This is a genomic window from Streptomyces sp. NPDC126497 (assembly GCF_040302425.1).
Classification (GTDB): Bacteria; Actinomycetota; Actinomycetes; order Streptomycetales; family Streptomycetaceae; genus Streptomyces.
On the sequence record NZ_JBEORT010000114.1, the window covers coordinates 1 to 23,566 of the forward strand.

At 73.6% G+C, this 23,566-nt stretch carries 23 protein-coding genes; 11 read left to right on the top strand and 12 right to left on the bottom strand.

The features are described from left to right. Both ABTY20_RS30725 and ABTY20_RS30730 read right to left on the bottom strand, forming a co-directional pair. The coding region (locus ABTY20_RS30725) for an ABC transporter permease subunit (protein WP_502991927.1) at nt 1–1,486 on the bottom strand (1,486 nt) is incomplete at its 3' end. Nucleotides 1,487–1,496: 10 nt separating this feature from the next. Further along, on the bottom strand, nt 1,497–1,973 hold the full coding sequence (locus ABTY20_RS30730; protein WP_352000413.1) for a hypothetical protein: 477 nt from the start codon (nt 1,971–1,973) through the stop codon (nt 1,497–1,499). Between the two features lie 82 nt (nt 1,974–2,055). On the opposite strand from ABTY20_RS30730, the gene ABTY20_RS30735 reads away from it, so the two are divergent. Further along, nucleotides 2,056–2,619, top strand: a complete 564-nt coding sequence (locus ABTY20_RS30735; RefSeq protein WP_352000434.1) for an MTB12 C-terminal domain-containing protein — start codon at nt 2,056–2,058, stop codon at nt 2,617–2,619. Continuing rightward, nucleotides 2,588–3,886: an ABC transporter substrate-binding protein gene (locus tag ABTY20_RS30740; protein ID WP_352000414.1), complete on the top strand. Its 1,299-nt coding sequence runs from the start codon at nt 2,588–2,590 to the stop codon at nt 3,884–3,886. Before ABTY20_RS30735 ends, ABTY20_RS30740 begins: the two co-directional genes overlap by 32 nt. A 29-nt stretch (nt 3,887–3,915) precedes the next feature. On the opposite strand, the gene ctaD is transcribed toward ABTY20_RS30740, so the two are convergent. Next, nucleotides 3,916–5,595 carry an aa3-type cytochrome oxidase subunit I gene (gene ctaD / locus ABTY20_RS30745; RefSeq protein WP_352000415.1) on the bottom strand — a complete coding sequence of 560 codons (1,680 nt, stop codon included), beginning with the start codon at nt 5,593–5,595 and terminating at the stop codon, nt 3,916–3,918. A gap of 424 nt (nt 5,596–6,019) precedes the next feature. On the opposite strand from ctaD, the gene ABTY20_RS30750 reads away from it, so the two are divergent. Further along, on the top strand, nt 6,020–6,235 hold the full coding sequence (locus ABTY20_RS30750; protein ID WP_352000416.1) for a proteinase inhibitor I78: 216 nt from the start codon (nt 6,020–6,022) through the stop codon (nt 6,233–6,235). Nucleotides 6,236–6,307: 72 nt separating this feature from the next. On the opposite strand, the gene ABTY20_RS30755 is transcribed toward ABTY20_RS30750, so the two are convergent. Beyond that, entirely contained in the window at nt 6,308–7,309 is a 1,002-nt protein-coding gene (locus tag ABTY20_RS30755) for a phosphatase PAP2 family protein (protein WP_352000417.1), read from the bottom strand. A gap of 237 nt (nt 7,310–7,546) precedes the next feature. Continuing rightward, nucleotides 7,547–8,860: a glycosyltransferase family 39 protein gene (locus ABTY20_RS30760; RefSeq protein WP_352000418.1), complete on the bottom strand. Its 1,314-nt coding sequence runs from the start codon at nt 8,858–8,860 to the stop codon at nt 7,547–7,549. 260 nt (nt 8,861–9,120) lie between these two features. On the opposite strand from ABTY20_RS30760, the gene ABTY20_RS30765 reads away from it, so the two are divergent. Beyond that, nucleotides 9,121–10,725, top strand: a complete 1,605-nt coding sequence (locus ABTY20_RS30765) for an MFS transporter (protein ID WP_352000419.1) — start codon at nt 9,121–9,123, stop codon at nt 10,723–10,725. Between the two features lie 113 nt (nt 10,726–10,838). Further along, a complete protein-coding gene (locus ABTY20_RS30770) occupies nt 10,839–12,029 on the top strand; it encodes an acyl-CoA dehydrogenase family protein (protein ID WP_352000420.1) in 1,191 nt (396 codons plus the stop codon). A gap of 36 nt (nt 12,030–12,065) precedes the next feature. Here the strand turns inward: ABTY20_RS30770 and ABTY20_RS30775 are convergent, their stop codons facing one another. After that, entirely contained in the window at nt 12,066–12,503 is a 438-nt protein-coding gene (locus ABTY20_RS30775; RefSeq protein WP_352000421.1) for a cell division protein SepF, read from the bottom strand. Between the two features lie 292 nt (nt 12,504–12,795). On the opposite strand from ABTY20_RS30775, the gene ABTY20_RS30780 reads away from it, so the two are divergent. The 3 genes from ABTY20_RS30780 to ABTY20_RS30790 all read left to right on the top strand — a co-directional run bounded on the left by ABTY20_RS30780 (nt 12,796) and on the right by ABTY20_RS30790 (nt 16,686). After that, on the top strand, nt 12,796–13,950 hold the full coding sequence (locus tag ABTY20_RS30780) for a DUF5685 family protein (RefSeq protein WP_352000422.1): 1,155 nt from the start codon (nt 12,796–12,798) through the stop codon (nt 13,948–13,950). Nucleotides 13,951–14,250: 300 nt separating this feature from the next. Further along, nucleotides 14,251–15,156 (top strand): S1 family peptidase, encoded by a 906-nt coding sequence (locus tag ABTY20_RS30785; protein ID WP_352000423.1) that lies wholly within the window; start codon nt 14,251–14,253, stop codon nt 15,154–15,156. Nucleotides 15,157–15,603: 447 nt separating this feature from the next. Beyond that, on the top strand, nt 15,604–16,686 hold the full coding sequence (locus ABTY20_RS30790; RefSeq protein WP_352000424.1) for a S1 family peptidase: 1,083 nt from the start codon (nt 15,604–15,606) through the stop codon (nt 16,684–16,686). Between the two features lie 78 nt (nt 16,687–16,764). On the opposite strand, the gene ABTY20_RS30795 is transcribed toward ABTY20_RS30790, so the two are convergent. Then, the gene (locus ABTY20_RS30795) at nt 16,765–17,139 is read right to left on the bottom strand and encodes a cupin domain-containing protein (protein ID WP_352000425.1); all 375 of its coding nucleotides are present in this window, start codon (nt 17,137–17,139) and stop codon (nt 16,765–16,767) included. Between the two features lie 81 nt (nt 17,140–17,220). Here ABTY20_RS30795 and ABTY20_RS30800 point away from each other — a divergent pair, with 81 nt between their 5' ends. Together ABTY20_RS30800 and ABTY20_RS30805 are read left to right on the top strand one after the other, a co-directional pair. After that, the gene (locus tag ABTY20_RS30800; protein WP_352000426.1) at nt 17,221–17,667 is read left to right on the top strand and encodes a MarR family winged helix-turn-helix transcriptional regulator; all 447 of its coding nucleotides are present in this window, start codon (nt 17,221–17,223) and stop codon (nt 17,665–17,667) included. Between the two features lie 171 nt (nt 17,668–17,838). Further along, nucleotides 17,839–18,690, top strand: a complete 852-nt coding sequence (locus ABTY20_RS30805; protein ID WP_352000427.1) for an esterase/lipase family protein — start codon at nt 17,839–17,841, stop codon at nt 18,688–18,690. A gap of 72 nt (nt 18,691–18,762) precedes the next feature. On the opposite strand, the gene ABTY20_RS30810 is transcribed toward ABTY20_RS30805, so the two are convergent. From ABTY20_RS30810 to ABTY20_RS30825, 4 genes are all read right to left on the bottom strand, one after another. Then, entirely contained in the window at nt 18,763–19,809 is a 1,047-nt protein-coding gene (locus ABTY20_RS30810) for a lytic polysaccharide monooxygenase auxiliary activity family 9 protein (RefSeq protein WP_352000428.1), read from the bottom strand. A 173-nt stretch (nt 19,810–19,982) separates the two neighbouring features. Continuing rightward, a complete protein-coding gene (locus ABTY20_RS30815) occupies nt 19,983–20,117 on the bottom strand; it encodes a hypothetical protein (RefSeq protein WP_352000429.1) in 135 nt (44 codons plus the stop codon). 342 nt (nt 20,118–20,459) lie between these two features. After that, nucleotides 20,460–20,960: a ribonuclease FAU-1 family protein gene (locus ABTY20_RS30820; RefSeq protein ID WP_352000430.1), complete on the bottom strand. Its 501-nt coding sequence runs from the start codon at nt 20,958–20,960 to the stop codon at nt 20,460–20,462. Beyond that, complete coding sequence (locus tag ABTY20_RS30825) at nt 20,941–21,870, bottom strand: GNAT family N-acetyltransferase (RefSeq protein ID WP_352000431.1); 930 nt, start codon at nt 21,868–21,870, stop codon at nt 20,941–20,943. The genes ABTY20_RS30820 and ABTY20_RS30825 overlap by 20 nt, the downstream gene beginning before the upstream one ends. Before the next feature lie 87 nt (nt 21,871–21,957). Between ABTY20_RS30825 and ABTY20_RS30830 the strand changes: the two genes are divergently transcribed. Next, nucleotides 21,958–22,320, top strand: coding sequence for a GntR family transcriptional regulator (locus ABTY20_RS30830; RefSeq protein WP_352000432.1), 363 nt, complete (start codon nt 21,958–21,960; stop codon nt 22,318–22,320). Between the two features lie 39 nt (nt 22,321–22,359). Here ABTY20_RS30830 and ABTY20_RS30835 read toward each other — a convergent pair whose 3' ends face one another. After that, a complete protein-coding gene (locus tag ABTY20_RS30835; protein WP_352000433.1) occupies nt 22,360–23,454 on the bottom strand; it encodes a DUF5925 domain-containing protein in 1,095 nt (364 codons plus the stop codon). Nucleotides 23,455–23,566 lie beyond the last annotated feature (112 nt).

Genomic DNA, 23,566 nt, shown 5'->3' on the forward strand with positions numbered 1-23,566 from the left:
GCGTCAGCGACGGCACGCGCACGCCCGCCGCCCGCGCCCCGTCCTCGTGGTCCCGCAGCGCCGCCAGCGCACGGCCCGTGCGGCCCCGGCGCAGCGCCCGGACCGCGAGCAGCGCGCACCCCAGGAGGACCAGTTCCAGCACGTAGTACGCGCGGTCGCCGTCGAAGCCCGCCGGACGGTCCAGGGACAGTCCGGACGTGGCGTACGGCTGGTCGAGGACGAAGCGGCTCACCCCGACGCCCACCGCGAACGTCGCCAGCGCCGGCGCGAGCCCCCGGCGGCCGACCGCCGGCCGGCCGCCCAGCACGCCCAACGGGGCGACCAGGACGACCGCCACCGCCAGCGCGGCCGCCTCCGGCAGCCGGGGCAGTCCGGGGAAGCGGCCGGCCGCCAGCAGGGCCGTGAACAGGGCGCCCAGACCCGCGTACGCCGCCTGCCCGAGCGAGATCTGCCCGCCCCGGCCGGTGACGACCACCAGCGACAGCAGCACCACGCCCAGCGCCGGCACCTGCACCGCCGTGTGCAGGTCGCGCCCGGCGAAGCCCAGCGGCAGCAGGAACAGCACCCCGGCCGCGAGCCAGGCGCCCGGCGAGGACGGCACCCGGGCGGCGGCCGTGCGCGGGAGCGCGTCGTGCGCGCCGACGGCGGGCAGCACCAGCGCGGCGCACAGCAGCGCCACGACGAAGAGGTTGGCGCCGACCGCCTGCAGCAACGGCTCGCCCCACCCGGGCGGGTGCAGCCGCGTCAGCTGACTCTGCGCCACCCCGACGGCGAGCGCGACGAGCACCGCCACCGCCGGCCTGCGCATCCGCGCGGCGACCGCGACCGCCATCACCTCCATGACGAGCAGCGGCAGCCCGTACGGGTCGAGCCGTACGTACGGCGCCAGCAGCACCCCGGTCAGACCGGCCGTGAACGAGCCGAACGCCCAGCCCACCGCCGCCACCCGGTCCGCGTCGACCCCGGTGAGCACGGCCAGCCGGCGGTCGTCCACGACGGCCCGCAGCTCCCGCCCGAACCGCGTCCGGCGGACCACCGCCCCGACGCCGACGGCCAGCACCGTCACCACCGCCAGCTGCGTCCACGGCTCCGCCGGGACCAGTACCGGGGCGTCGTCCCGCGCCCCCCGCCCCCACAGCACCGCCGCCCCGCCCACCAGCAGCACGAACACCCCGAGGGACGCCACCAGCGCCCGCGCCGGATCACCTCCCTCGGCGGACAGCGGCCGGAACACCGACCGCTCCAGCACCACCCCGATCCCCGGGGCCACCACCAGCAGCGTCAGCGCGGCGGCCCATCCCAGCGGCCAGCCCCGGTCGACCACCAGGTCGCGCAGCACGTACGCGCACACCATCGCGATCGCGCCGTGCGCGAAGTTCAGCACCCCGGTCGCCCGGTACGTCACGATCAGACCGATCCCGGTGAGCGCAGCCGCGGAGCCCACCGACAGACCGGCCAGCGTGAGGTCGTACGTCAGCGAGGACATCGGCGGGGCGTCAGCCGGTCCCGTCGACCGGCTCGCAGACCGGGCAGGGCCCCAGCCCCCCGCTCGCGACCAGCCCGGTGTCCACCGGCACCGCCTCCGTCCTCCCCGCCACCAGGGGGCAGTCCGCGCGGTGCCACAGCGTCCCGCCCGGCACCATCAGCATCTCCCGGCCGACCGCGACCGGCCCGCCGGCCGGCCGTCCCGGCTCGTCGCCGCCGGCGGTCCCGGCGGCGACCAGCAGGCGGTGCAGCTCCTCCACGCGCGTGGCGGCGAGCGCGCCCCGGCCGTGGGCGAGCAGCACCGCCCCGGCCACGATCAGCGCGGCTCCGGGGATGCTGCCGGAGGCCAGATAGGGCAGCTGCCGTGCGGCGTGGCGCTCACCCGACACGCCGTACCAGCCGATGACGCACAGCACCGCGCCGGCGGCGAGGGCGGCCCAGCCCGCCCAGAGGACGGGGTGCGCGATCCGGAGTCGGGCAGTCCGCATAGTTTGCACTATGCCCCCCGGGAGCCGACCCTGAAAGCACCGGGCGCACACGGTCCGGACCGACACCCGATTGGTGAGCCAGATGGTTCTCGGCAGTGACCTCGGGCGGGGGAACACGGGGCCCGGGCGCGGCCCCCGGGCGGCGGGGCGGGGCACGGCGCTGGCCGCCGCCCTGTTCCTGGTCCTGGCGCCGGGCCTCGCGGCGTGCGGCGGTGGCGACGGCGGCGACGGCGGCACCCCGTCGGCGGACCGCACGACGAGCGCCCAGGCCAGCGGGCCGGCGGACCGCGAAGCGGCCGAGAAGGAGATCCGGCAGAACTGGGAGAAGTTCTTCGACCCCCAAACCCCCGTGGAGGAGAAGAAGCAGCTCCTGCAGAACGGCGAACTGCTGGGCCCGGTGCTCGAGGCGTTCAGCGGTGACAACCGCGCCGGACAGGTACAGGCGAAGGTCACCGACGTCGCCTTCACCTCACCGACCGAGGCGGACGTGACGTTCTCCCTGTCCCTCAGGGGCGCCACCGTCCTCCCGGACGCCTCCGGCGTCGCCGTCGACGACGACGGCACCTGGAAGGTGTCCGTCAAGTCCCTGTGCGCGCTGGTGCGGTTGAGCGGCGATGAATCGCCCCCGGACATCCCGGGCTGCTGAGGCACTCGCCGCGGCCCTGCTCCTCGCCCTGACCGCGGCCTGCGGCAGCCGTCTGCCGGAGAGCGACGTCGAGCACCGGGACCGCCCGCCCACGACCGCCCGGGGCACCGGCGGGCCGATCCGCGTCGGCATCATCGCCGGTGCCACCGGCCCGGTCGGCGGCGGCGCCCTCACCGGACCGCGCGACGGCGCGACGGCCTGGTTCGACCGGCTCAACGCGCGCGGCGGCATCGACGGCCGGCGCGTCGAGGTGCGGCTGTGCGACGACGGCGGCAGCGGCGTGGGCAACAACGAGTGCGTGCACCGGCTGATCGACGAGGAGAAGGTCGTCGCCCTGGTCGCCACCACCGCCCTGGACTACGCGGGCGCCCCCCGCGTCTCCCGGGCGGGCGTCCCCGACATCGGCGGCCAGCCCCTCGGCGCCGCCTACGACACCTACCCGCACCTCTACGGCATCCACGGCAGCCGGGCACCCAGGAACGGCACCCCCGGCTGGGACGGCAAGCTGTACGGCGGCACCGAGGTCTACCGCTACTTCAAGCGCGAGCACGGCGCCCGCACCGCCGCCGTCGTCTCCTACAACCAGTCCGCGTCGGCCGCCTACGCCCGGCTCGTCGAACGCGGGCTGAGGGCCGAGGGCTACAAGGTCGTCACCGAGCAGGTCGACTTCGCGCTGCCCAACTTCCGCGCGGTGGCCGCCGACCTGAAGCAGCAGGGCGCCGACCTGGTCTTCGACGCCGTCGACGACCACGGCAACGCCCGTCTGTGCCAGGCCATGGACGAGGTCGGCGCACGGGTCACCGCCAAGGTCACCAACGTGCAGAACTGGACGTCCACCGTCGCCGAGGACTACGAGGACGCCCCGCGCTGCCGCAACGCCCTGTGGGCGACCGGCTCCAGCCGCAACCACGAGGACACCGGCCATCCCGCCGTGCGCGCCTTCCGGGAGGCCACCGCGGACCTGAGGACGCACTCCCAGTGGCAGCTGGAGGGCTGGGCCGCCGCCCGCTGGTTCACCGACGCGGCCGCCTCCTGCGCCCGTACCGGCATCACCCGCGCCTGCGTCGACGCCCGCGTCGCGGGCGCCCGGGACCACACCGCGGGCGGGCTCCTGCTGCCCGTCTCGTTCACGCCGTCCCCCGAGCCGCCGGGGGACAGCAGGGCCTGTCTGTCCGTGGCCCGCTGGCGGGACGGCGAGGGCTGGGTGTCGCAGGGCGACATGAACCGCACCTGCTTCGAGGTGCCGCACCTGGCCTACGAGCCCTGACGACCGTGCCGGACGGCCGTCCGGCACGGTCAGCGCGCCTGCTCCCCCTTCGGCTCGGGCTGGGGCGTCACGGCCGCGTGCTCCGGGTGGTTCATGTCGAACGCCGGCGACTCCGAGCGGATCCGGGGCAGGGTCGCGAAGTTGTGCCGGGGCGGCGGACACGAGGTCGCCCACTCCAGGGAGCGCCCGAAGCCCCAGGGGTCGTCGACCCCGACCCTCCGGCCGTACCTGGCGGTCCTCCAGACGTTGTAGAGGAACGGCAGGGTGGACACGCCGAGCAGGAAGGCGCCGATGGTCGAGACGGTGTTCAGCGCGGTGAAGCCGTCCGCCGCCAGGTAGTCGGCGTAGCGGCGCGGCATGCCCTCGGCGCCCAGCCAGTGCTGCACCAGGAACGTGGTGTGGAAGCCCACGAACAGCGTCCAGAACTGGATCCTGCCGAGGCGTTCGTCGAGCATCCTCCCGGTGAACTTGGGCCACCAGAAGTAGAACCCGGCGAAGGTCGCGAAGACGACGGTGCCGAAGACCACGTAGTGGAAGTGCGCGACGACGAAGTACGAGTCCGTCACGTGGAAGTCCAGCGGCGGCGAGGCCAGCAGCACCCCGGTCAGACCGCCGAACAGGAACGACACCAGGAACCCGGTGGCCCACAGCATGGGCGTCTCGAAGGACAGCGAGCCCTTGATCATGGTGCCGGTCCAGTTGAAGAACTTCACGCCCGTCGGCACCGCGATCAGGAAGCTCATGAAGGAGAAGAAGGGCAGCAGGACCGCGCCGGTGGCGAACATGTGGTGCGCCCACACCACCACGGACAGGCCGGTGATGGCCATGGTGGCGCCCACCAGTGTCAGGTAGCCGAACAGCGGCTTGCGGCTGAAGACCGGGATGATCTCCGTGACGATGCCGAAGAACGGCAGCGCGATGATGTAGACCTCGGGATGGCCGAAGAACCAGAACAGGTGCTGCCACAGCAGCGCCCCGCCGCCCGCGGCCTCGAAGACCTGTGAGCCGAACCGCCGGTCCGCCTCCAGCACCAGCAGCGCCGCCGCCAGCACCGGGAACGCCAGCAGGATCAGGATCGACGTGAACAGCGTGTTCCAGGTGAACAGCGGCATCCGGAACATCGTCATCCCGGGGGCGCGCATCCCGACGATGGTGGTGATGAAGTTGACCGCGCCGAGGATGGTGCCGAAACCGGACAGCGCCAGACCCATGATCCACAGGTCCGGGCCGAGGCCGGGGGAGTGCTCCATGCTGTTCAGCGGCGCGTAGGCGAACCAGCCGAAGGCGGCCGGGCCCCCGGTCACCAGCAGCGAACCGAGCACGATCAGCCCGCCGAAGAGGAACAGCCAGTACGAGAGCATGTTCAGCCGCGGGAAGGCCACGTCGGGCGCCCCGATCTGCAGCGGCATCAGCTCGTTGGCGAACCCCGCGAAGCTGGGCGTGGCGAACAGCAGCAGCATGATCGTGCCGTGCAGGGTGAACATCTGGTTGAACTGCTGGTTGTCGACGAGCTGCAGACCGGGCCGGGCCAGTTCGGCGCGCATCAGCAGCGCCATCACGCCGGCGACCAGGAAGAACACGAACGACGTGATCAGGTAGAGGTGGCCGATCCTCTTGTGGTCGGTGGTGGTCAGCCAGTCGATCACCAGCCGTCCGCGCCGCTGCCGGCGCGCCGGTCGTGCCGCCGCCTGGACGGTCCGCGTCCCCATCGCTCATCCCTTCGCCTCTCGCGCGCCGGGCCCCGCCGGGAGCCCGCGCCACCTGTACTCCGGGTCCACGCCATGACGCTCGCCCCTGCGGGCCTCCGACGGAGGACGTGGCGGATCATGTGATGAAAACGCGTGTTTTCTGTGCGTGCGGCTCGTGCGGTCGTGCGCGGCGGCGGAAAAGGAATGGAGTCCCGGAAGCGCTTCTCCCGGCACTTTCCGCCGGAGCCAATCGCGGCCGCGGTGTGACACGCGGGAATTACGTTCGAATGCCCGGGGAAGACGTATCGGATCGCCCGTTCGGGTGACGCTCGGCGTCCCGGACGTCTGTCGTGATCCTGTGACAGAAGTGTGACCGCCGGGGGATCCGGACGGGTGTTCCCGGTTCCGGCTTCCCCGCTCCCGGGTCAGGGCATAGCGTGACCGTATGGCACCCATTCCGACACCTTCCACGGAACCCCACGACAGTCCGGACGCCTACGTCGGCCTCGCCGCGGACCGGGCCGAGCGCCTCGCGCGCGAGCGCGGCTGGTCGACGGTGCGGGCGCTGCCGCCGGGGACGATCATCAGCATGGAGTACCGCGTGGGCCGACTGAACTTCGAGGTCAGGAACGGTCTGGTGGCGCGGGCCTGGAAGGGGTGACGCACGACGGCGGCCCCGGTCCCGTGCCGGGACCGGGGCCGTGGTGTCGGGTGCCGGACGCCGTGCCGTCCGTCAGGGGCGCGTCACCGACGTCGTACCGCGCGGGTGGCGCTCCGGGTGCGGCGGGCGGCGGCTGCCCGCCGGGGTGACGGGGGAGCGCTCCGCGCGCGTCGTGTGCGGCCCCGGCGCCAGATAGGCGGGCGACCGGGGGGCCGGGCGCCCCGCCGGAACCGGCTCGGGAGCCGTCTCCGCGCGGTCGGCGAGCGGCTCGAGCACGACGGGCCGCCCGAGCGGACCGGCCGCCGCGGTGCCTCCCCCACGCGTCCGCCGGCGGGCGCGCAGGGCGAGGATCCGCGCCTCCGCGCGGGCGATCGTCGGCTCGAACCAGGGCAGTGCCAGCAGGATCAGCAGGCCGGCGACCCAGCCCAGGAGCACGTCGCTCAGCCAGTGCGTCCCGATGTAGACGGTGGACAGCCCCACACCGAGCGAGGTCACGGCCGACAACGCGGACAGCCAGCGGCGGGCCCTCGGGGTGGAGGCCAGATAGGCCAGGATTCCCCAGGTCACCACGGCGTTGGCGGTGTGGCCGCTGGGAAATATGTCGCCGCCGAGCCACATCTCGTTCGAGCCGATCTCGGTCGCGTAGTGCGGTCCGAGGCGCCCCATGCCGTACTTCGCGGCCCCCACGGTGACGTTGAGCAGCAGCAGGGAGACGCCGAGGGCGAGCAGCGGGCGCAGGGTGTGCTGCCGCCAGGAGCGCCAGCCCAGCCAGGCCGCCACCATCACGGCGGTCGGACCGCGCTGGCCGAGCACCACGTAGTAGTCGACGAAGGCGTGGATCTCGGACCACTGCTGGTAGGGGCGGAAGAACATCACCTGCCAGTCCAGCCGGACCAGCCAGGAGGTGATCAGCACGGCCCACACGATCGCCAGATAGAAGGCCAGGGTGGCGCCGAACAGCACCACCCGGTGCCGGCTCATTCGCGGCACGCCGATGTGGGCCGGTCGTTCCGGCTCACGATCCAGCCTCGCGAACACCCGGTCCAGACGGGTGGGCTTCCGTTCGGTACGCACCCAATCGACGTTACAGCGAGTGAGTGCGGGACCCTGCCGAATCAGCCTCTTTGTGATGACGATGTGATGTGGCATTCCTCTCAGGCGGGCCTCTATTTCCGGCGAATCCCCGAACCCCGGTTGCTGCGGACTTCAATTCCTTTGATCATTCCGGGACGGGGCTTTATCGCGTTTTTGAATTCGTTCACCGGGGGCTGGCGTGGAATTTCCCCGGCGCTCACCGGCCGTACGGGCGGGTCAGGGCGGACCGGAGCCGTTCAGCCAGAGGGCCCCGTACACCGCCGAGGCCGCCGCGAGAACCCCCACGACCAGCGCGGACCTGGACGTGCGGGCCCGGGCCAGGGCCGGGGCGAGGGGCAGCAGCAGGGGGAAGGCGGGCAGCAGCAGCCGCGGCTTGGAGCCGAAGTAGCTCGACGCGCACAGGGCGAGCGCGGTGACGACCCCGGCGTACACCAGCAGGGGGAGCGGCTGGCGCCGCCGCACGCAGAGGGCGTACAGCCCCACCACGAGTCCGACGCCGATCAGCAGCCCGAGCCCCGCCGGGACGGACGGGAGCGAGGAGAACCTCCCGGCGACGAAACGGGCGAAGGCGTAGCCCCCGTCGAAGCCGTTCCGCCAGCCGGCCTGCACGTCGAGGTATCCCAGCGGCCCGTCTCCGGTCCGCCGCCCGACCCACAGGACGTAACCGGCGGTTCCCAGGGGCGCGAGGAGCATGCCGAGCGCCCGGCGCAGGCGCATTCCGGGTGCACCCGGAATGCGGTGGGCGCTCTCCAATACCGAGACGCGCCGGGCGGTCACGGAAGCGCCGGCGCGTTCCCCGGCCCGCGCGCCGTCCACCGGCACCGCGCTGCGGTCCCGCGCGAAAGAGGTGCGGTCCCGCACGGTCGACGCCCGGTCCCGCGCCGCGCCCCGGTCCCGCAGGAACGAGGCGGTGCCCGCCGCCCACACCGCCGCGACCACCGCCAGCCCCACCGGGCGGGTCAGCCCCGCCAGGCCCGCCAGCACGCCCGCCGCCACCCAGCGCCCCGTCAGCACGGCGTACAGCGACCACGCGGCGAGCGCGGTGAACAGGGACTCGCTGTACGCCATCGACTGCACGATCCCGACCGGCAGCACCGCCCACAGCAGCACCGCGCACACCGCGGCCCGGCGCCCGTGCACGTGGTCGGCCACCGCGAAGATCCCCCAGGCCGCCGCGAGCGAGGCGAACAGGCTCACCACGAAGCCCCCGTCGGCGTACGACAGCGGGGACACCGCCGCCACCAGCCGCTCCAGCCACGGCAGCAGCGGGAAGAACGCCAGGTCGGAGTGGACCTCCCCGCCCGGCAGCCGCACCTCGTGGCCGTACCCGGACTCGGCGACCCCCGTGTACCAGAGCGCGTCCCAGCGGGCGGTCAGCAGGGTGTACGCGTCCTTGCCGCGCGCCTCGCTCCACAGGGCCAGCACGACCAGGCCCAGGGCACGCACGGCGGCGTACCCGAGGAGCGCCGGCGCGGCCCGGCGCAGTGCTCCGGGCCGCGCCGGGGCGACGCGCACGTCGAGATCGTTCACGCGCCCGATTATCGACCCGCCGCGGAACCCGCCCGCCCGGCGGACGCGGGGCCCCGACGGGGGAGTGGTGTACGCCACACCGATCCGCCGGGACTGTGAGAGGCCCGCCACTCGATCCCGGCTCCCACTCGCGTACCCTGCGTGTCACTCGCCGTTCGCTGCGCGGGCCGGGGACCACCGCTCCTCCCCGGCCGAGTCACGGGGGAATCCCCGCCCCCGTGAGCCCGCCGAGCGCGAGGGAACATCTGGGAGGTACGTACATGTCCGGGACGACCACGGCCGCCGCGCTGCGCCGTAGGGCGGCCGGGGCCGGTGCCAACCGCTGGGTGGTGCTCGTCGTCCTCTGCGTCAGCCTGCTGCTGGTCGCCGTCGACGCCACCGTGCTGCACGTGGCGGTCCCCGCCGTCACGGAGGACCTCAGGCCCGGCGCGGTGGAACTGCTCTGGATCGTCGACTCCTACCCCCTGGTCTGCGCCTCGCTGCTGATCCTCTTCGGCACCCTGGGCGACCGGGTCGGCCGCAGACGCGTCCTGCTGCTCGGCTACGCCCTGTTCGGCGTCGCCTCCGGCGCGGCGGCCCTCGCGGACGACGCCCAGGTGCTGATCGCGGCGCGGGCGCTGCTCGGCGTCGGCGGCGCGATGATCATGCCGGCGACGCTGTCGCTGCTGCGCCAGGTCTTCCCGGACCGGCGCGAGCGGGCCCTGGCCATCGGGATCTGGAGCGCGGTCGCCGCCGTGGGCGCGGCGGTCGGCCCGCTGCTCGGCGGCTTCCTGCTGGAGCACTTCTGGTGGGGCTCGGTGTTCCTGGTCAACATCCCGCTGATGCTGGTCAGCCTCCCGGTCGGGCGGCTCCTGCTGCCCGAGTCGAAGGGGGACGGCGACGGCCCCTGGGACGTGGCCGGTGCGCTGATGGCCGCCGCCGGGCTGTTCGCGCTGGTCCTCGGTGTGAAGCGGCTCGGCGGCGGCTCCGTCGCCGGTGCGGGGACCGTGCTGCCGCTGCTCGTGGGCGCCGGACTGCTGGCCGCCTTCGTGCGCAGGCAGCGGCGCCGGGCGCATCCGCTGGTCGACCTGAGGATGTTCGCCCGGCCGGCGTTCAGCACGTCGGTGGGGTGCATCGTGCTGGCGATGCTCGCCCTGGTGGGCCTCGAGCTGATCGCGGCCCAGTACCTCCAGCTCGTCCTCGGACTCTCCCCGCTGGAGACCGGGCTGCGCCTGCTGCCGCTGACGATCGCGGCGATGGCGGCCGGCCTGGCGGGCGCGCGGATGCTGCGCCGGTGCGGACCGCGCCGCATGGTCTGCTCGGGGTTCTGCCTGACGGCCGCCGCGGTGGTGGTCCTGACCGCGATGGGCGCACAGGACGACTGGCCGCTGCTGCTGACCGGTTTCGTCCTGCTCGGCTTCGGTCTGGAGACCACCCTGTTCGGGGCCTACGAGTCGATGCTCAGCGAGGCTCCGGCGGACCGGGCCGGCGGGGCGGCGGCGATCGGCGAGACCTCCTACCAGCTGGGCGCCGGCATCGGGATCGCCCTCCTCGGCAGTGTGATGAACGCGGCCTATGCGCCCGGTCTCGCCGGCATACCCGGGGTGCCCGCGACGGCTTCCTCGGCGGCCTCGCACTCGCTGGGGGAGGCCTACGAGGTGGCCGACCGGCTCGGCGGGCCCGCCGGGGCCGCCCTGCGCGACGCGGCGCGCCACTCCTTCGTGCACGGGCTGCACGTGACGCTGCTGGTGAGCGCGGGTCTGCTGCTGCTCGGCGCGGCGATGGCGCTCAGACTGCCCCGGACCATGCAGTGCGAGCCCCCGGTCGTGGAGGTGCCCGCGCCGCGGGAGGCCACCGGGCGCCGGGTCCCCGAGCTGAAGGCGTGAGCCGTACCCCGCCCCGGCCAGGGTGGACGTGCGGGAGACCGCGTCGTAACGTCGCCCCGAGCCGTGACCGGCACCGCTGGTCGATGTCCCGGACCCGCCCCGGAGGATGCCCCATGTCCGCGTCCGCGAAGCTGCCCCCCTTCGACCCCGCCGACCCCCTCGGTCTCGACGACCTGCTGGAGCCGGAGGACCTGGCCGTCCGGGACACCGTGCGCGCCTGGGCGGCCGACCGCGTGCTGCCGTACGTCGCCGACTGGTACGAGAAGGGGGAGCTGCCCGGCGTCCGGGAGCTGGCCCGGGAACTCGGCGCGCTCGGCGCGCTCGGCATGTCCCTCGAGGGGTACGGCTGCGCGGGCGCGAGCGCCGTGCAGTACGGGCTCGCCTGTCTGGAGCTGGAGGCGGCCGACTCCGGGATCCGCTCCCTGGTCTCCGTGCAGGGATCGCTCGCCATGTACGCCCTCCACCGCTTCGGCAGCGAGGAGCAGAAGCGGCGGTGGCTGCCGCGGATGGCCTCCGGCGAGCTCATCGGCTGCTTCGGGCTCACCGAACCCGACCACGGCTCCGACCCCGCCTCGATGCGCACGTACGCCAAGAAGGACGGCACCGACTGGGTGCTCAACGGACGCAAGATGTGGATCACCAACGGCTCCGTGGCCGGGGTGGCCGTGGTGTGGGCGCAGACCGAGGAGGGGATCCGCGGCTTCGCCGTGCCCACCGACAGCGCCGGTTTCTCGGCGCCGGAGATCAAGCACAAGTGGTCCCTGCGCGCCTCCGTCACCAGCGAGCTGGTCATGGACGACGTACGGCTGCCCGCCGACGCCGTCCTGCCCGGGGTGACCGGTCTCAAGGGTCCGCTCAGCTGCCTCTCGCACGCCCGGTACGGGATCGTCTGGGGCGCGATGGGGGCCGCGCGGAGCTCCTTCGAGGCGGCGGTCGACTACGCGACGTCGCGGGAGCAGTTCGGCCGGCCCATCGGGGGTTTCCAGCTGACCCAGGCCAAGCTCGCCGACATGGCGGTCGAACTGCACAAGGGGATCCTGCTCGCCCACCACCTGGGACGGCGCATGGACGCCGGCCGCCTGCGTCCCGAGCAGGTCAGCTTCGGCAAGCTCAACAACGTCCGCGAGGCCATCGACATCTGCCGTACGGCCCGCACGGTCCTCGGCGCCAACGGGATCTCGCTCGAGTACCCGGTGATGCGGCACGCGACCAATCTGGAATCGGTGCTCACCTACGAGGGCACCGTGGAGATGCACCAGCTCGTGCTGGGCAAGGCGCTCACCGGACTCGACGCCTTCCGGTGAGCCTCCGGGGAGGCGGGACCGGTGTGCGGCCCCGCCTCAGCTCTGGTTGAAGAAGCCGTCCGACCGGTGCGCGGCCGGATCACCGCTGACGACCTCGGTGTCGGCCGGGCTGAGCAGGAACACCCGGTTCGACACCCGCTCGATGGAGCCGCGCAGACCGAAGATCAGGCCCGCGGCGAAGTCGACGACGCGCTTGGCGTCACCGGCGTCCATGGCCGTGAGGTTCATGATGACGGGGACGCCCTCGCGGAACAGCTCGCCGATGGCGCGGGCGTCCCGGAAGCTGTCCGGGGTGACCGTGCCGATCCGGCGGCCCCTCTCCTCGGCGACGTCCGCGGCCACCCTGACCCGCGGATCGGTGACCCAGGCCTCGCCGGGCTCGGTCCCGTCGGAGTAGTCGTCGTCGTAATAACGCTCGTCTTCGTTGTCGTCGACGAGGCCAAGCCAGGCACTCGCCTTGCGTACCGATCCCATGGACGCCTCCTCTCACAGCGGTCTTTCTCGTCTTTCCGCATCCCTATGGTCGTCCATGATGCGGACGTCGCGCCAAGTGGATAGACGCCGCGCGGGGGGTTTGTGACGGTACTGGTGCACAGCTGATCCGTCGAGAGTCCTGGTTTCCCAAGGGTCCTGGCGCAAACGGCTGCTGACTGGGAGTGAAATATGATTCTTCCCGGCGTACGGGTGAGGAAGGGCGCGTACGGGTGAAGACCGGGACCGATACGATGCCGCCGCTCAGCGTCGTACAAGCGCACGGGGGAACAGCGTGTTCGGAATGGTCAGGCCGTGTCGGCACCGGCTCGGGGAGAAGCTCACCGCCCAGTGGACGGCCCATCTGTGCGGGCTGTGCCTCGCGCTGCGCGGGGACCACGGGCAGTTCGCGCGGATCGTCACCAACTACGACGGACTCCTCATATCGGTGCTGACGGAGGCTCAGTCCGTGGGCGCCGGCGCGGGACGGCGCACCGCGGGGCCGTGCCCGCTGCGCGGCATGCGCACCGCGTCCGTCGCCCACGGCGAGGGCGCGCGGCTCGCGGCGGCCGTCTCCCTCGTGCTGGCCTCCGCCAAGGTGCGCGACCACGTCGCCGACGGCGACGGGATGCTGGCGCGGCGGCCGGTCGCGCTCGCCGCGCGCCGGGTGGCGGCGCGCTGGGACCAGGCGGGGGCGCGGACCGGTTCGGACCTCGGATTCGACACCGCCGTCCTGCTCGACGCCGTGGACCGGCAGGCCGGCGTCGAGGCCCTCGCCGGGCCCGGCACCCCGCTCCTCGCCGTCACCGAGCCGACCGAGACCGCGACGGCCGCCGCCTTCGCGCACACCGCGGTGCTCGCCGGCCGCCCGGGCAACGCCGTACCGCTCGCGGAGGCCGGGCGCCTCTTCGGGCGCCTCGCGCACCTGCTGGACGCCGTGGAGGACCGGGAGGCCGACGCCGCGTCGGGCGCCTGGAACCCGCTCACCGCCACCGGGACCCCGCTGGAGGAGGCCCGCCGGCTCGCCGACGACGCGGTGCACGGCATCCGGCTCGCGCTGCGCGAGGTGGAGTTCACCGACGGGGGTCTCGCGCACCGGCTGCTCGTCCATGAACTGCCCAACTCCGTCCGTCGTGCCTTCGGTACGGTCTCCTGTGCCCACGGAGCCGGCCCCTACGCGCCCCCCGGCACCCCCGGCGGTCCACTGCCCCCCGAGCCGCCGCGCCGCGACCGGCGCGGGCTGCTGGCCGGCTGCGCCGTGTGGCTGGGACTCGCCTGCACCTGCCAACTGTGCTGCGGCACCTACGAGGACCCCTGGACCCGCGAACCCAAGCAGGGGCCCTGCGCCAACTGCGACTGCAGTGGGTGCGGCGACTGCTGCAACTGCTGCGAGTGCTGCAACTGCTGTGGGGAGGACGGCTGCTGCGACGGCTGCGGCTGTGACTGCTGACCGGGCCGTGCGGTGTCCGGAAGGGCGAATTCCGGACACCGCACGGCTGTTCGGCCTGCCGTGGCGTGGGTGTGACCACGGGTAACGCGATCGCACGGGCGGACCAAAACTCCTAGATGGTTCAAAGGTTGACGGCCAAAAGGCACCCTTGCGCCGAACGGTCGGTCGGCCGAATACTCGCCCACAGCGCTTGTCAGGGGCACGGCGTGTTCGGAATCCGGGCGCCCGACTCCCTGGCTGCGCCTCACCGGGCCCACAACCCCACGAGGGCCCCCTACTTCCTTTGTGGAGGAACGAGAAGTGAGGATCAAGCGCACCACCCCCCGCAGCGGCATCTCGAGACGGACTCGGCTGATCGCCGTATCCACCGGCCTCGTGGCCGCCGCAGCGATCGCGGTCCCCAGCGCGAACGCGTCCGACACCCCCACCGCCTTCAGCTCCGCCGAACTCAAGAGCGTCAGCGGCTCGGTGCTGAAGGCCGACGTCCCGGGCACCGCCTGGGCCGTCGACAGCAAGACCAACCGGGTGCTCCTGACCGTGGACAGCACCGTCTCCCAGGCCGAGATCGACAAGATCAAGCGGCAGGCCGGGGACGAGGCCGGCGCGATCACCGTCAAGCGCACCCCGGGCAAGATCACCAAGCTCATCCAGGGCGGCGACGCCATCTACGCGAGCAGCTGGCGCTGCTCCCTCGGCTTCAACGTCCGCAACAGCAGTGGCGTCGAGTACTTCCTGACCGCCGGTCACTGCACCGACGGCGCGGGCACCTGGTACTCCAACTCCGGGCGCACCACGGCCATCGGCACGACGGCCGGCTCCAGCTTCCCGGGCAACGACTACGGCATCGTCCGGTACACCGGGTCCGTCAGCCGGCCCGGCACCGCGAACGGCGTGGACATCACCCGCGCGGCCACCCCGAGCGTGGGCACCACCGTCATCCGCGACGGTTCCACCACCGGCACCCACAGCGGCCGGGTCACCGCCCTGAACGCCACCGTCAACTACGGCGGCGGCGACGTCGTCTCCGGCCTCATCCAGACCACGGTCTGCGCCGAGCCCGGTGACTCCGGCGGCGCGCTCTACGGCAGCAACGGCACCGCGTACGGTCTGACCTCCGGCGGCAGCGGCAACTGCTCCTCCGGCGGTACGACGTTCTTCCAGCCGGTGACGGAGGCCCTGAGCGCCTACGGGGTCAGCGTCTACTAGAGCGGCCCACCGGGACCGGCCGGCACCACCGGTCCCGTGGATCCCCTCGCAGCCGGCAGCACCACGAGCCCCCGCACGCGACCGCCGTGCGGGGGCTCGCCCTTGTCCGGGCACGGGCCGCCGGCGGAGCGGATCCGAGCCACGAGGGGCGAATTCAAGCCACGCCCGTCCCCCGTGGACCGCACCCTCGGTTACTCCCCCGTAGCGTTTGCAGTGCGAACCGTCCCGCGTGTCCATGATCTGTCAGGACATAGGGGACGGACGGCCGTTGCCGTGCGCGCGTCCGGAAGTCGACCTTGTGTGCTCCCCGCGGGGTTCGGAAGAGTGGGCGCCGTTCGACCGGCACGGGCGTGGCTTTTCTCGTACGCCGACCCCGTGGCCGTGCACCTTCCGGTCCGGTGAGGTCCCCACAATCTCCCGGGCCGGCCCCCCACAGGAGGACGTGAGTTGAAGCACCGACGCATACCCCGGCGACGTGTGGCCGTGGCGGGTGCGGGCATCGCCGCACTGGCCGCCGGCGCGGTCACCTTCCAGACTGCGAACGCCAGCGAGGTCCCGGCGGACTCCGCGCCCCGGACCCTCTCGGCCGGAGCGGCCGGAAAGCTCGCCTCGACGCTCGCCCGGGACCTGGGCGCCGACGCCGCGGGAACGTACTACGACGCGAAGAGCAAGTCCCTCGTGGTGAACGTGCTCGACGAGGCGGCGGCCGAGACCGTCGAGTCGGCCGGCGCCAGGGCGAGAGTCGTGGCGAACTCCCTCGCCGAGCTGAAGAGCGCGCGCGCCACCCTCGAGCAGGACGCCACCATCCCGGGCACCGCCTGGGTGACCGACCCGACCACCAACAAGGTCGTCGTCACCGCGGACCGCACGGTCTCCGGGGCCGAGTGGGCCAAGCTGACGAAGGTCGTCGACGGGCTGGGCGCCAAGGCCGAACTGCAGCGCACCGAGGGCGAGTACAGGCCCTTCGCGGCGGGCGGCGACGCCATCACCGGCAACGGCGGACGCTGCTCGCTCGGCTTCAACGTGACCAAGGGCGGCGAGCCGCACTTCCTCACCGCCGGGCACTGCACCGAGGGGATCTCCACCTGGTCGGACTCCTCGGGCGAGGTGATCGGCGAGAACGCGGACTCCAGCTTCCCGGGCGACGACTACGGCCTGGTCAAGTACACCGCCGACGTGGCCCACCCGAGCGAGGTGAACCTCTACGACGGCTCCACGCAGCCGATCTCCGGCGCCGCCGAGGCCACCGTCGGCATGCGGGTCACCCGCAGCGGCTCCACGACCCAGGTGCACTCCGGCACGGTCACCGGTCTGGACGCCACCGTGAACTACGGCAACGGCGACGTCGTCAACGGCCTGATCCAGACCACGGTCTGCGCCGAGCCCGGCGACAGCGGCGGCTCGCTCTTCTCCGGCGACAAGGCGGTCGGCCTCACCTCCGGCGGCAGCGGCGACTGCACCTCGGGCGGTACGACCTTCTTCCAGCCGGTGACGGAGGCCCTCTCGGCGACCGGCACCCGGATCGGCTGAACCCGCCCCGTACGACGGCCCGCCCCCTCCGCGCGCAGGGGGCGGGCCGTACGCGTGTCCGCGGGCGCCGTGCCGGTCTCAGCGGGCCCACGGCGGCACGATGCGCGTGCCGTCGGTCAGGGTCGCCTCCAGGCCGTGGGAGGTGGTGACCCAGGAGACGGCGACCTCGGTGGTCGGGTTCTCGACGGCGAGGGTCGCGCCGGGGTTGACGACCACCGTGTCGCCTGCGGTGACCCGGTGGGCGGTGCCGTCGAGGGTGATCAGCAGTTCTCCGGCGAGCAGGTGGAAGACCTCCTCCCGGTTGACGGCGTGCGCGGGCGCCCTGGTGCCGGCGGGAATCTCGCCCCGCCAGGCGCACAGCTCCTCGCTGCCGCTCGAAGGGGCGGCGTACGAGAGGAAGCGGGCGCCGTGCATCTCGTGGACGACGGCGTCGGACGGGCGGACGACGGGCATGACGGTCTCCTCGGATGGTCAAGTGGATTGACCATATGGTCAAGCAGCTTGACCGTTTCGTCAAGGTGCTTGAATCTCCCCGTGCAGAACTCCGAGGCCGCCGCCCTGTCCGCCGCCCTGCTCGCCGCCGCCGGCGAGCTCACCCGGCGCATCCACGACGGGGTGGTCGCCCGCGGCTTCGAGGGGATGCGGCCCGCGCACGGCTTCGCCTTCACCCGGCTCGTCCCGGACGGCGCGACGGTCACCGACCTCGCGGTCCACCTCGGAGTGACCAAGCAGGCCGCGAGCCAGCTCGTCGACGAACTGGTGCGCAAGGGGTACGCCGAGCGGCGCCCGCACCCCGAGGACGCGCGGGCCCGGCTGGTCGTGCTGACCGAGGCGGGACGGGCCTGCACCCGGGCGGCCGACGAGGCGGCGGCGGAGGCCGTACGGGCCTGGGGCGAGGTGCTGGGGGAGGCGGAGGTGCGCGAGCTGGCGCGGAAGCTGCTGCGCATCGCGCCCGACGGGCCGATCCGCCCCGTGTGGTGACGCCGCGTCACGTGCGGGTGCGCCGCCGGTCGGTGCCGGAAGTCTTTACCGGCGCGCGACTTCCCTGCTTTGCTACTCGCCCGTAACTTGACGGGTGAACAGCATCCTCGTGATCCGGATCACAGGGCGTAAGGACCCCACCCTTCCCCCGTACCGCAAGGAGATCACGCGATGCTGCCCTGGAAGCGAGTGATCGGCCCCCTCGCCGCGCTGCTGCTGGCCGCGGGCCTCACCCTCCCCACCGCCGCCCACGCCGCCGCGCCCCGCTCGGGCTGGAACGACTGGTCCTGCAGGCCGTCCGCCGCCCATCCCCGCCCCGTCGTCCTGGTCCACGGCACCTTCGGTAACTCCGTCGACAACTGGCTGGGCCTCGCGCCCTATCTGAAGCACCGCGGCTACTGCGTCTTCTCCCTCGACTACGGGCAGCTCCCCGGCGTCCCCCTCTTCCACGGCCTCGGCCCCGTCGAGGAGTCCGCCGAACAGCTCGACGCCTACGTCGACCGGGTGCTCGCCGCGACCGGCGCCGCCGAGACCGACATCGTCGGCCACTCCCAGGGCGGCATGATGCCGCGCCACTACCTCACGTTCCTCGGCGGAGCCGACGAGGTGAACGCCCTGGTCGGCATCGCGCCCAGCAACCACGGCACCACGCTGGGCGGCCTCACCCGGCTGCTGCCGTACTTCCCCGGCGCGGAGGACCTGCTGGACGGCTCCACCCCCGCCCTCGCCGACCAGGTCGCCGGCTCCGACTTCCTCGCCGCGCTCAACGCGGGCGGCGACACCGTGCCCGGCGTCCGCTACACCGTGATCGCCACCCGGTACGACGAGGTCGTCACGCCCTACCGCAGCCAGTACCTGACCGGGCCGAACGTGCGCAACGTCCTGCTCCAGGACCTGTGCCCGCTGGACCTGTCCGAGCACCTGGCGATCGCACTGTTCGACCGGGTCGTCTTCCACGAGGTGGCCAACGCCCTCGACCCGGCCCACGCCGAGCCCACCACCTGCGCCTCCGTGGTCGGCTGACACGTGTCCCCGCGCACGCGCGCGCCGGGGCCCCGTCCGGCCTGAGCCGCCGGACGGGGCCCCGGGTCACCTTCAGCGACCGTGCCGCCCGGTCGCCGTGCGCCGCCGCGCGGAGGCGAACAGCGCCGCCGAGCCGAGCGCCAGCGCCGCGGCGCCGCCGGCCATCAGATACGGGGTGCTGCCGTCACCGCCGGTCTCCGCGAGGTTCCGGCCCGCCCCCGCGGCCTTCGGCCGGTTCGCGGTGGTGCCGTCGGCCCCGGCCCCGGCCCCGGGGGCGGCGGAGCCGTCCGCCGCGGCCGGCTCCGCCGACGTGCCGGGGTCGTCGTCGCCGTGCCCGTGGTTCTCGACGGTCGACCTGTCGGCACCGTCCTCGATCTGCTCCTCGGACGGGGCGGAGGCGGTCGGCGCCGGGGCGGCGGCCTCCGCGGGCGCGCCGCCCGGATCGGACCCGGCGGTCCCACCGCCGCCGGCCTGGGCCGCGCCGCCGCCGAAGGAGACGTCCGAGCAGGAGTAGAACGCCTCCGGGCTGTCCGACCGCTGCCAGACCGCGTACAGCAGCTGCGTGCCGGAGCGCTCGGGAAGGGTGCCGGTGAAGGTGTAGAAGCCGCCCGAGGCGGCCGGGTCGGTGGAGGTCGCCACCGGGTTCGCCAGGTCCAGGTCCTCCCAGGCCAGGGGCTGCGACGGGTCGTAGCCGGGCTTGGTGATGTACACCGTGAAGGTCCCCTTGTGCGGGGCGGTCACGCGGTACCGGAAGGTGTACGAGCCGCTGCTCACGCTCGTCGCCGGCCAGTCGGCGCGGGCCAGGTCGAGCCCCTTGAACGCCTCGTTGCCCGCGCTGCACAGCTCGCCGTCGGGGATGAGCTCCCGATGGCGCCCGCCGGCGTCGCCGATGCGGATGCCGTTCCAGTCGTACAGCGCCTGGGTGCCGCCGGCCGCGACCGCCGCCCTGCACGCCGCCGACCGCGGGCTCTCCGGGCCCTCGGCGTAGCACTGGGCGACCCGGCTCACCGGGTCGCCCATGGAGCCGTGCGCGGACGCCGGGGCGGCGGACAGTCCGGTCAGGGCGAGCGGGACGAGGCCGACGGCGGTGGCGACGGCGACCTTGCGGCGTGCGGGCATGGGGCGGCAACTCCTCGACAGCGATCACTGGACCGGGGTGGGGTGAATCCCGTGGGGTGGCTCAGAAACTAGCCCCCCGGACCAGCGAAATCGCCTGCCCAAGGCCCCGGAGGGGGATCCTTATGGCCGCGTTAAGGGAGTGCTCAGGCTGGGATCAGGTAGCTGCCGGACGGTCAGCCGTCGGGCCACCAGGTGCGGGCGATGTCCTTGCGGACCTCGGGTCGTCCCGCGGGGCGCTCCTCGGCCTCCTCGCGGCCCCTGCGGGCGTCCGTCTTCCTCGGGGGCTTCTGCACGGTGACACGGCGCATGGCTGCCTCCTTCGGGGCCCACCGGGTTCCGCGTTCTCACGGAGGTAGACCTTTCGGGGGAGAGTTCCTCATCGGTCCCCTTCTGTCTGTGGCCGCTGTCACGAATCGATCGTCCGTGGCAGGTGTCACCCCGGAGCCGTGACCTTCCACGACGGTGACGGGACCGGTGCGGACGGTGTCGACCGGGACGCGCGGGCCGCCGCCTTCGACGAGGAGCCGGACCACGGGCCGCGCGGCCCGGGCGGGGCGGCTGTCCGGGGACGGCGCGCCGCGGGGGCGGGAGGCGGGGACGTGGACGACGAGCGGTACGCGGTGGCCGCGGTCCCGGACCGACCCGGCTCCTCAGGCGAGCAGCGTGCCGAGCCCGCCCCCGCGGGCCCGGGCGTCCAGCTCGTCGAGGGCGGCCACCGCGGCGGCGGCCGCCCCGGGATCCGTGGTGAGCAGACCGCTCGCCGCGAACTCGTCCTCGTCCAGCCGCCGCACGTCCGCGCCGTCCGCGGAGACCCACAGGTCCAGGTCGAGGTCCTCGACGACCAGCCGCCCGCCGGAGAACTCCGCCGGGCGGGTGATGTCGCAGTAGTGGCCCTTGAGGGTGCCGTCGGCGGTGCGCACCTCCTTCACCGAGTACCACCGGTCGCGCCAGTAGTGCTCCGTGAAGACGTCACCCGGTTCGAAGCGGACGAAGCCGAAGTCGCGCACGCCGTCACCCGCCCAGGGGGCGCGCACGCTGACCCGGACGCCGTCGTCGGCGAGCAGTTCGGACGGATAGCGGATCTTCGTCCGTCCCGCCTTGACGAGGACGACCTCCACCGGCGCCGCTCCGTCAGCCGAGCGCGCGGACATACCGCACCTCCGTGGCGCAGATCTCGTAACCGAACCACTTGTTGATCGCGAGCATCGGCCCGTTCCCGGTGTCGTTGCCCGTGAACGCCTCCGTGTACCCGGCCGCGCGGGCCCGGTGCAGGGAGTCGTTCTTGGCGAGCTTGGCCAGCCCCCGGCCCCGGTGGGCGCGGGCGGTGCCGGTCATGACCGTGGCGTACCGGGTGCCGCCGTCCGTGCGCGCCGCGGAGAAGGCGGCGGGGCGGCCGTCGACCAGTGCCACCGTGGTCAGCTCGGGGCTGAGCAGCGGGTGCCGCCAGGTCTCCTCCAGCCAGGCCTCGTAGTCGGTGAACTGGTGGTCCACGTCACTGGGCTCGTCCGCCGTCGTCTCCGCGTCCAGCTCGAACAGCGGGCGCGGGTCGTCGGCGAAGTCCGAGCCCGGGCGCAGCTCCACGCCCGGCGGCGGGTCCTGCAACGGCGGGAGGGCGCCGCTGACCAGGTCCAGGCGCAGGAAGTGGGCGGAGCGGCCCGCCCGGTAGCCGTGCGCCTCGGCGAAGGCGCGGTTGCCCGGCTCGTCCAGCACCCAGGAGAAGAGCCTGGTCGCCCCGTGCGCGGCCAGGTGCTCCTCGCCGGCGCGCACCAGCAGCGTCCCGGCGCCCCGGCGGGTGTGCCCGGGGTGGACGTACACGTTGAGGTGGCCCTGGCCCGGCTCGGAGCTCTCGTGGGTCAGGTGCACCTGCGCCGTGCCGATCACCTCGCCGTCGGCCACCGCGACCAGGGGACGGTAGTGGGCGTCGGGGTGCATGCGGTTCAGGTCGTGGGCCAGGGAGTCCGGGGTGACGAGGAAGAACGGCAGGGCGGCGTGCCGGACGCGGGCGAAGCCCTCGAGGTCGGCGCGGGCGTCGGGGCGAAGATCGCGGACGGTGGGGGTCATGGGGGCGCACGCTACGGGGGACGCGCCCGGGGCGCCTCCCATTTTCCGCGGGTGCGGCTCTCCCGGGCGGTGCGGGACAATCGGTCGGTGACCTTGAGGATCCACATCGACGACGGCGCGCCCCCGTACGAGCAGGTGCGGGCGCAGATCTCCGAGCAGGCACGGTCGGGGGCGCTGCCCGTGGGGTACCGGCTGCCGACGGTGCGGGGGCTGGCCGAGACGCTCGGGCTCGCCGCGAACACGGTGGCCAAGGCGTACCGGGCGCTGGAGGCGGACGGGGTGATCGAGACGCGGGGGCGCAACGGGACGCTGATCGCCGCGGCGGGGGCGGCGGAGCGGGAGGTGGCGTCCGCCGCGCAGGATTTCGCCTCGCGGGCGCGGCGCCTGGGGCTCGGTGAGGAGGAGGCACTGGCTGCCGTCCGGGACGCGCTGCGTGCGGCCTACGGGTGATCGCCGGCTGTGCCGTCACCCCTGTGCCGGTCCTCGCGGCTACAGGTACAGGCCCGCGTCCGCGTTCCCGCGGGGTTCCGGCAGGGACGTGGGGGAGGCACCCCGGCGCAGGGCGTAGAGCTCGGCCAGGGTCGCGCCCTCGCGGCCGACGCCCTCCTCCGTGCCCAGCCAGTCCACCGCCTCGGCACGGGTCAGCCGGCCCACCTCGATCCGGGCGAGACAGCGGCCGGGGCGGACCACGGCCGGGTGCAGGCGCTCCAGGTCCTCGTTGGTGGTGACCCCGACCAGGACGTTGCGGCCCTGGCCGAGCAGACCGTCCGTCAGGTTCAGCAGCCGGGACAGGGCCTGGCCCGCGGTGTGCTTGGCCTCGCCGCGGATCAGCTCGTCGCAGTCCTCCAGGAGCAGCAGCCGCCAGCGGCTCCTGCCCGTCGCGTCCTCCTCGCCGATCGCGATGTCCATCAGATAACCGACGTCGCCGAACAGCCGCTCGGGGTCCAGCACGCAGTCCACCTGGCACCAGTCCCGCCAGGACCGGGCCAGCGTGCGCAGCGCGGAGGTCTTGCCGGTGCCCGGCGGGCCGTGCAGCAGGAGCAGCCGGCCCGAGACGTCCTCGGGGGTGGTCCTCATCAGACGGTCCATCGCGTCCGCCACCGGCGCCGTGTAGTTGGGCCGGATCTCCTCCCAGGCGCCCGCCGAGATCTGCCGGGTGGTGCGGTGCGGGCCGCGGCGCGGGGAGACGTACCAGAAGCCCATGGTGACGTTCTCCGGCTGCGGTTCGGGCTCGTCGGCCGCGCCGTCGGTGGCCTCGTCCAGGATCCTCGCGGCGAGGTCGGCGCTGGTCGCGGTGACCGTGACGTCGGCGCCCCGGCTCCAGCGGGAGACCAGCAGCGTCCAGCCCTCGCCCTCGGCCAGGGTGGCGCTGCGGTCGTCGTCCCGGGCGGTCCGCAGCACCCGCGCGTTCGCGGGCAGCAGGGTCGCGCCGGAGCGTACGCGGTCGATGTTGGCGGCGTGCGAGTACGGCTGCTCGCCCGTCGCGAAGCGGCCGAGGAACAGCGCGTCGACGACGTCGGAGGGGGAGTCGCTGTCGTCGACGTTGAGCCGGATCGGCAGGGCGTCGTGCGGGTGCGCGGACATGCCGCCATGATCGGTCACCCCGGCGCCGCGCGCACCCGTCTCCCCCGCGCCCAGACCCAGGAGCAGGTCGCGGACGGGATCCGGCTGCCGCTGGCGGCGACCGTCCAGAAGC

What these genes read in the sequence shown, in the direction of transcription:
- ABTY20_RS30775 (WP_352000421.1), bottom strand. Translation starts at nt 12,503, where the DNA reads ATGGGATCGGTACGCAAGGCGAGTGCCTGGCTTGGCCTCGTCGACGAC.
- ABTY20_RS30795 (WP_352000425.1), bottom strand. Translation starts at nt 17,139, where the DNA reads ATGCCCGTCGTCCGCCCGTCCGACGCCGTCGTCCACGAGATGCACGGC.
- ABTY20_RS30810 (WP_352000428.1), bottom strand. Translation starts at nt 19,809, where the DNA reads ATGCCCGCACGCCGCAAGGTCGCCGTCGCCACCGCCGTCGGCCTCGTC.
- ABTY20_RS30740 (WP_352000414.1), top strand. Translation starts at nt 2,588, where the DNA reads ATGAATCGCCCCCGGACATCCCGGGCTGCTGAGGCACTCGCCGCGGCC.
- ABTY20_RS30730 (WP_352000413.1), bottom strand. Translation starts at nt 1,973, where the DNA reads ATGCGGACTGCCCGACTCCGGATCGCGCACCCCGTCCTCTGGGCGGGC.
- ABTY20_RS30825 (WP_352000431.1), bottom strand. Translation starts at nt 21,870, where the DNA reads ATGACCCCCACCGTCCGCGATCTTCGCCCCGACGCCCGCGCCGACCTC.
- ctaD (WP_352000415.1), bottom strand. Translation starts at nt 5,595, where the DNA reads ATGGGGACGCGGACCGTCCAGGCGGCGGCACGACCGGCGCGCCGGCAG.
- ABTY20_RS30815 (WP_352000429.1), bottom strand. Translation starts at nt 20,117, where the DNA reads ATGCGCCGTGTCACCGTGCAGAAGCCCCCGAGGAAGACGGACGCCCGC.
- ABTY20_RS30750 (WP_352000416.1), top strand. Translation starts at nt 6,020, where the DNA reads ATGGCACCCATTCCGACACCTTCCACGGAACCCCACGACAGTCCGGAC.
- ABTY20_RS30770 (WP_352000420.1), top strand. Translation starts at nt 10,839, where the DNA reads ATGTCCGCGTCCGCGAAGCTGCCCCCCTTCGACCCCGCCGACCCCCTC.
- ABTY20_RS30805 (WP_352000427.1), top strand. Translation starts at nt 17,839, where the DNA reads ATGCTGCCCTGGAAGCGAGTGATCGGCCCCCTCGCCGCGCTGCTGCTG.
- ABTY20_RS30735 (WP_352000434.1), top strand. Translation starts at nt 2,056, where the DNA reads ATGGTTCTCGGCAGTGACCTCGGGCGGGGGAACACGGGGCCCGGGCGC.
- ABTY20_RS30820 (WP_352000430.1), bottom strand. Translation starts at nt 20,960, where the DNA reads ATGTCCGCGCGCTCGGCTGACGGAGCGGCGCCGGTGGAGGTCGTCCTC.
- ABTY20_RS30835 (WP_352000433.1), bottom strand. Translation starts at nt 23,454, where the DNA reads ATGTCCGCGCACCCGCACGACGCCCTGCCGATCCGGCTCAACGTCGAC.
- ABTY20_RS30765 (WP_352000419.1), top strand. Translation starts at nt 9,121, where the DNA reads ATGTCCGGGACGACCACGGCCGCCGCGCTGCGCCGTAGGGCGGCCGGG.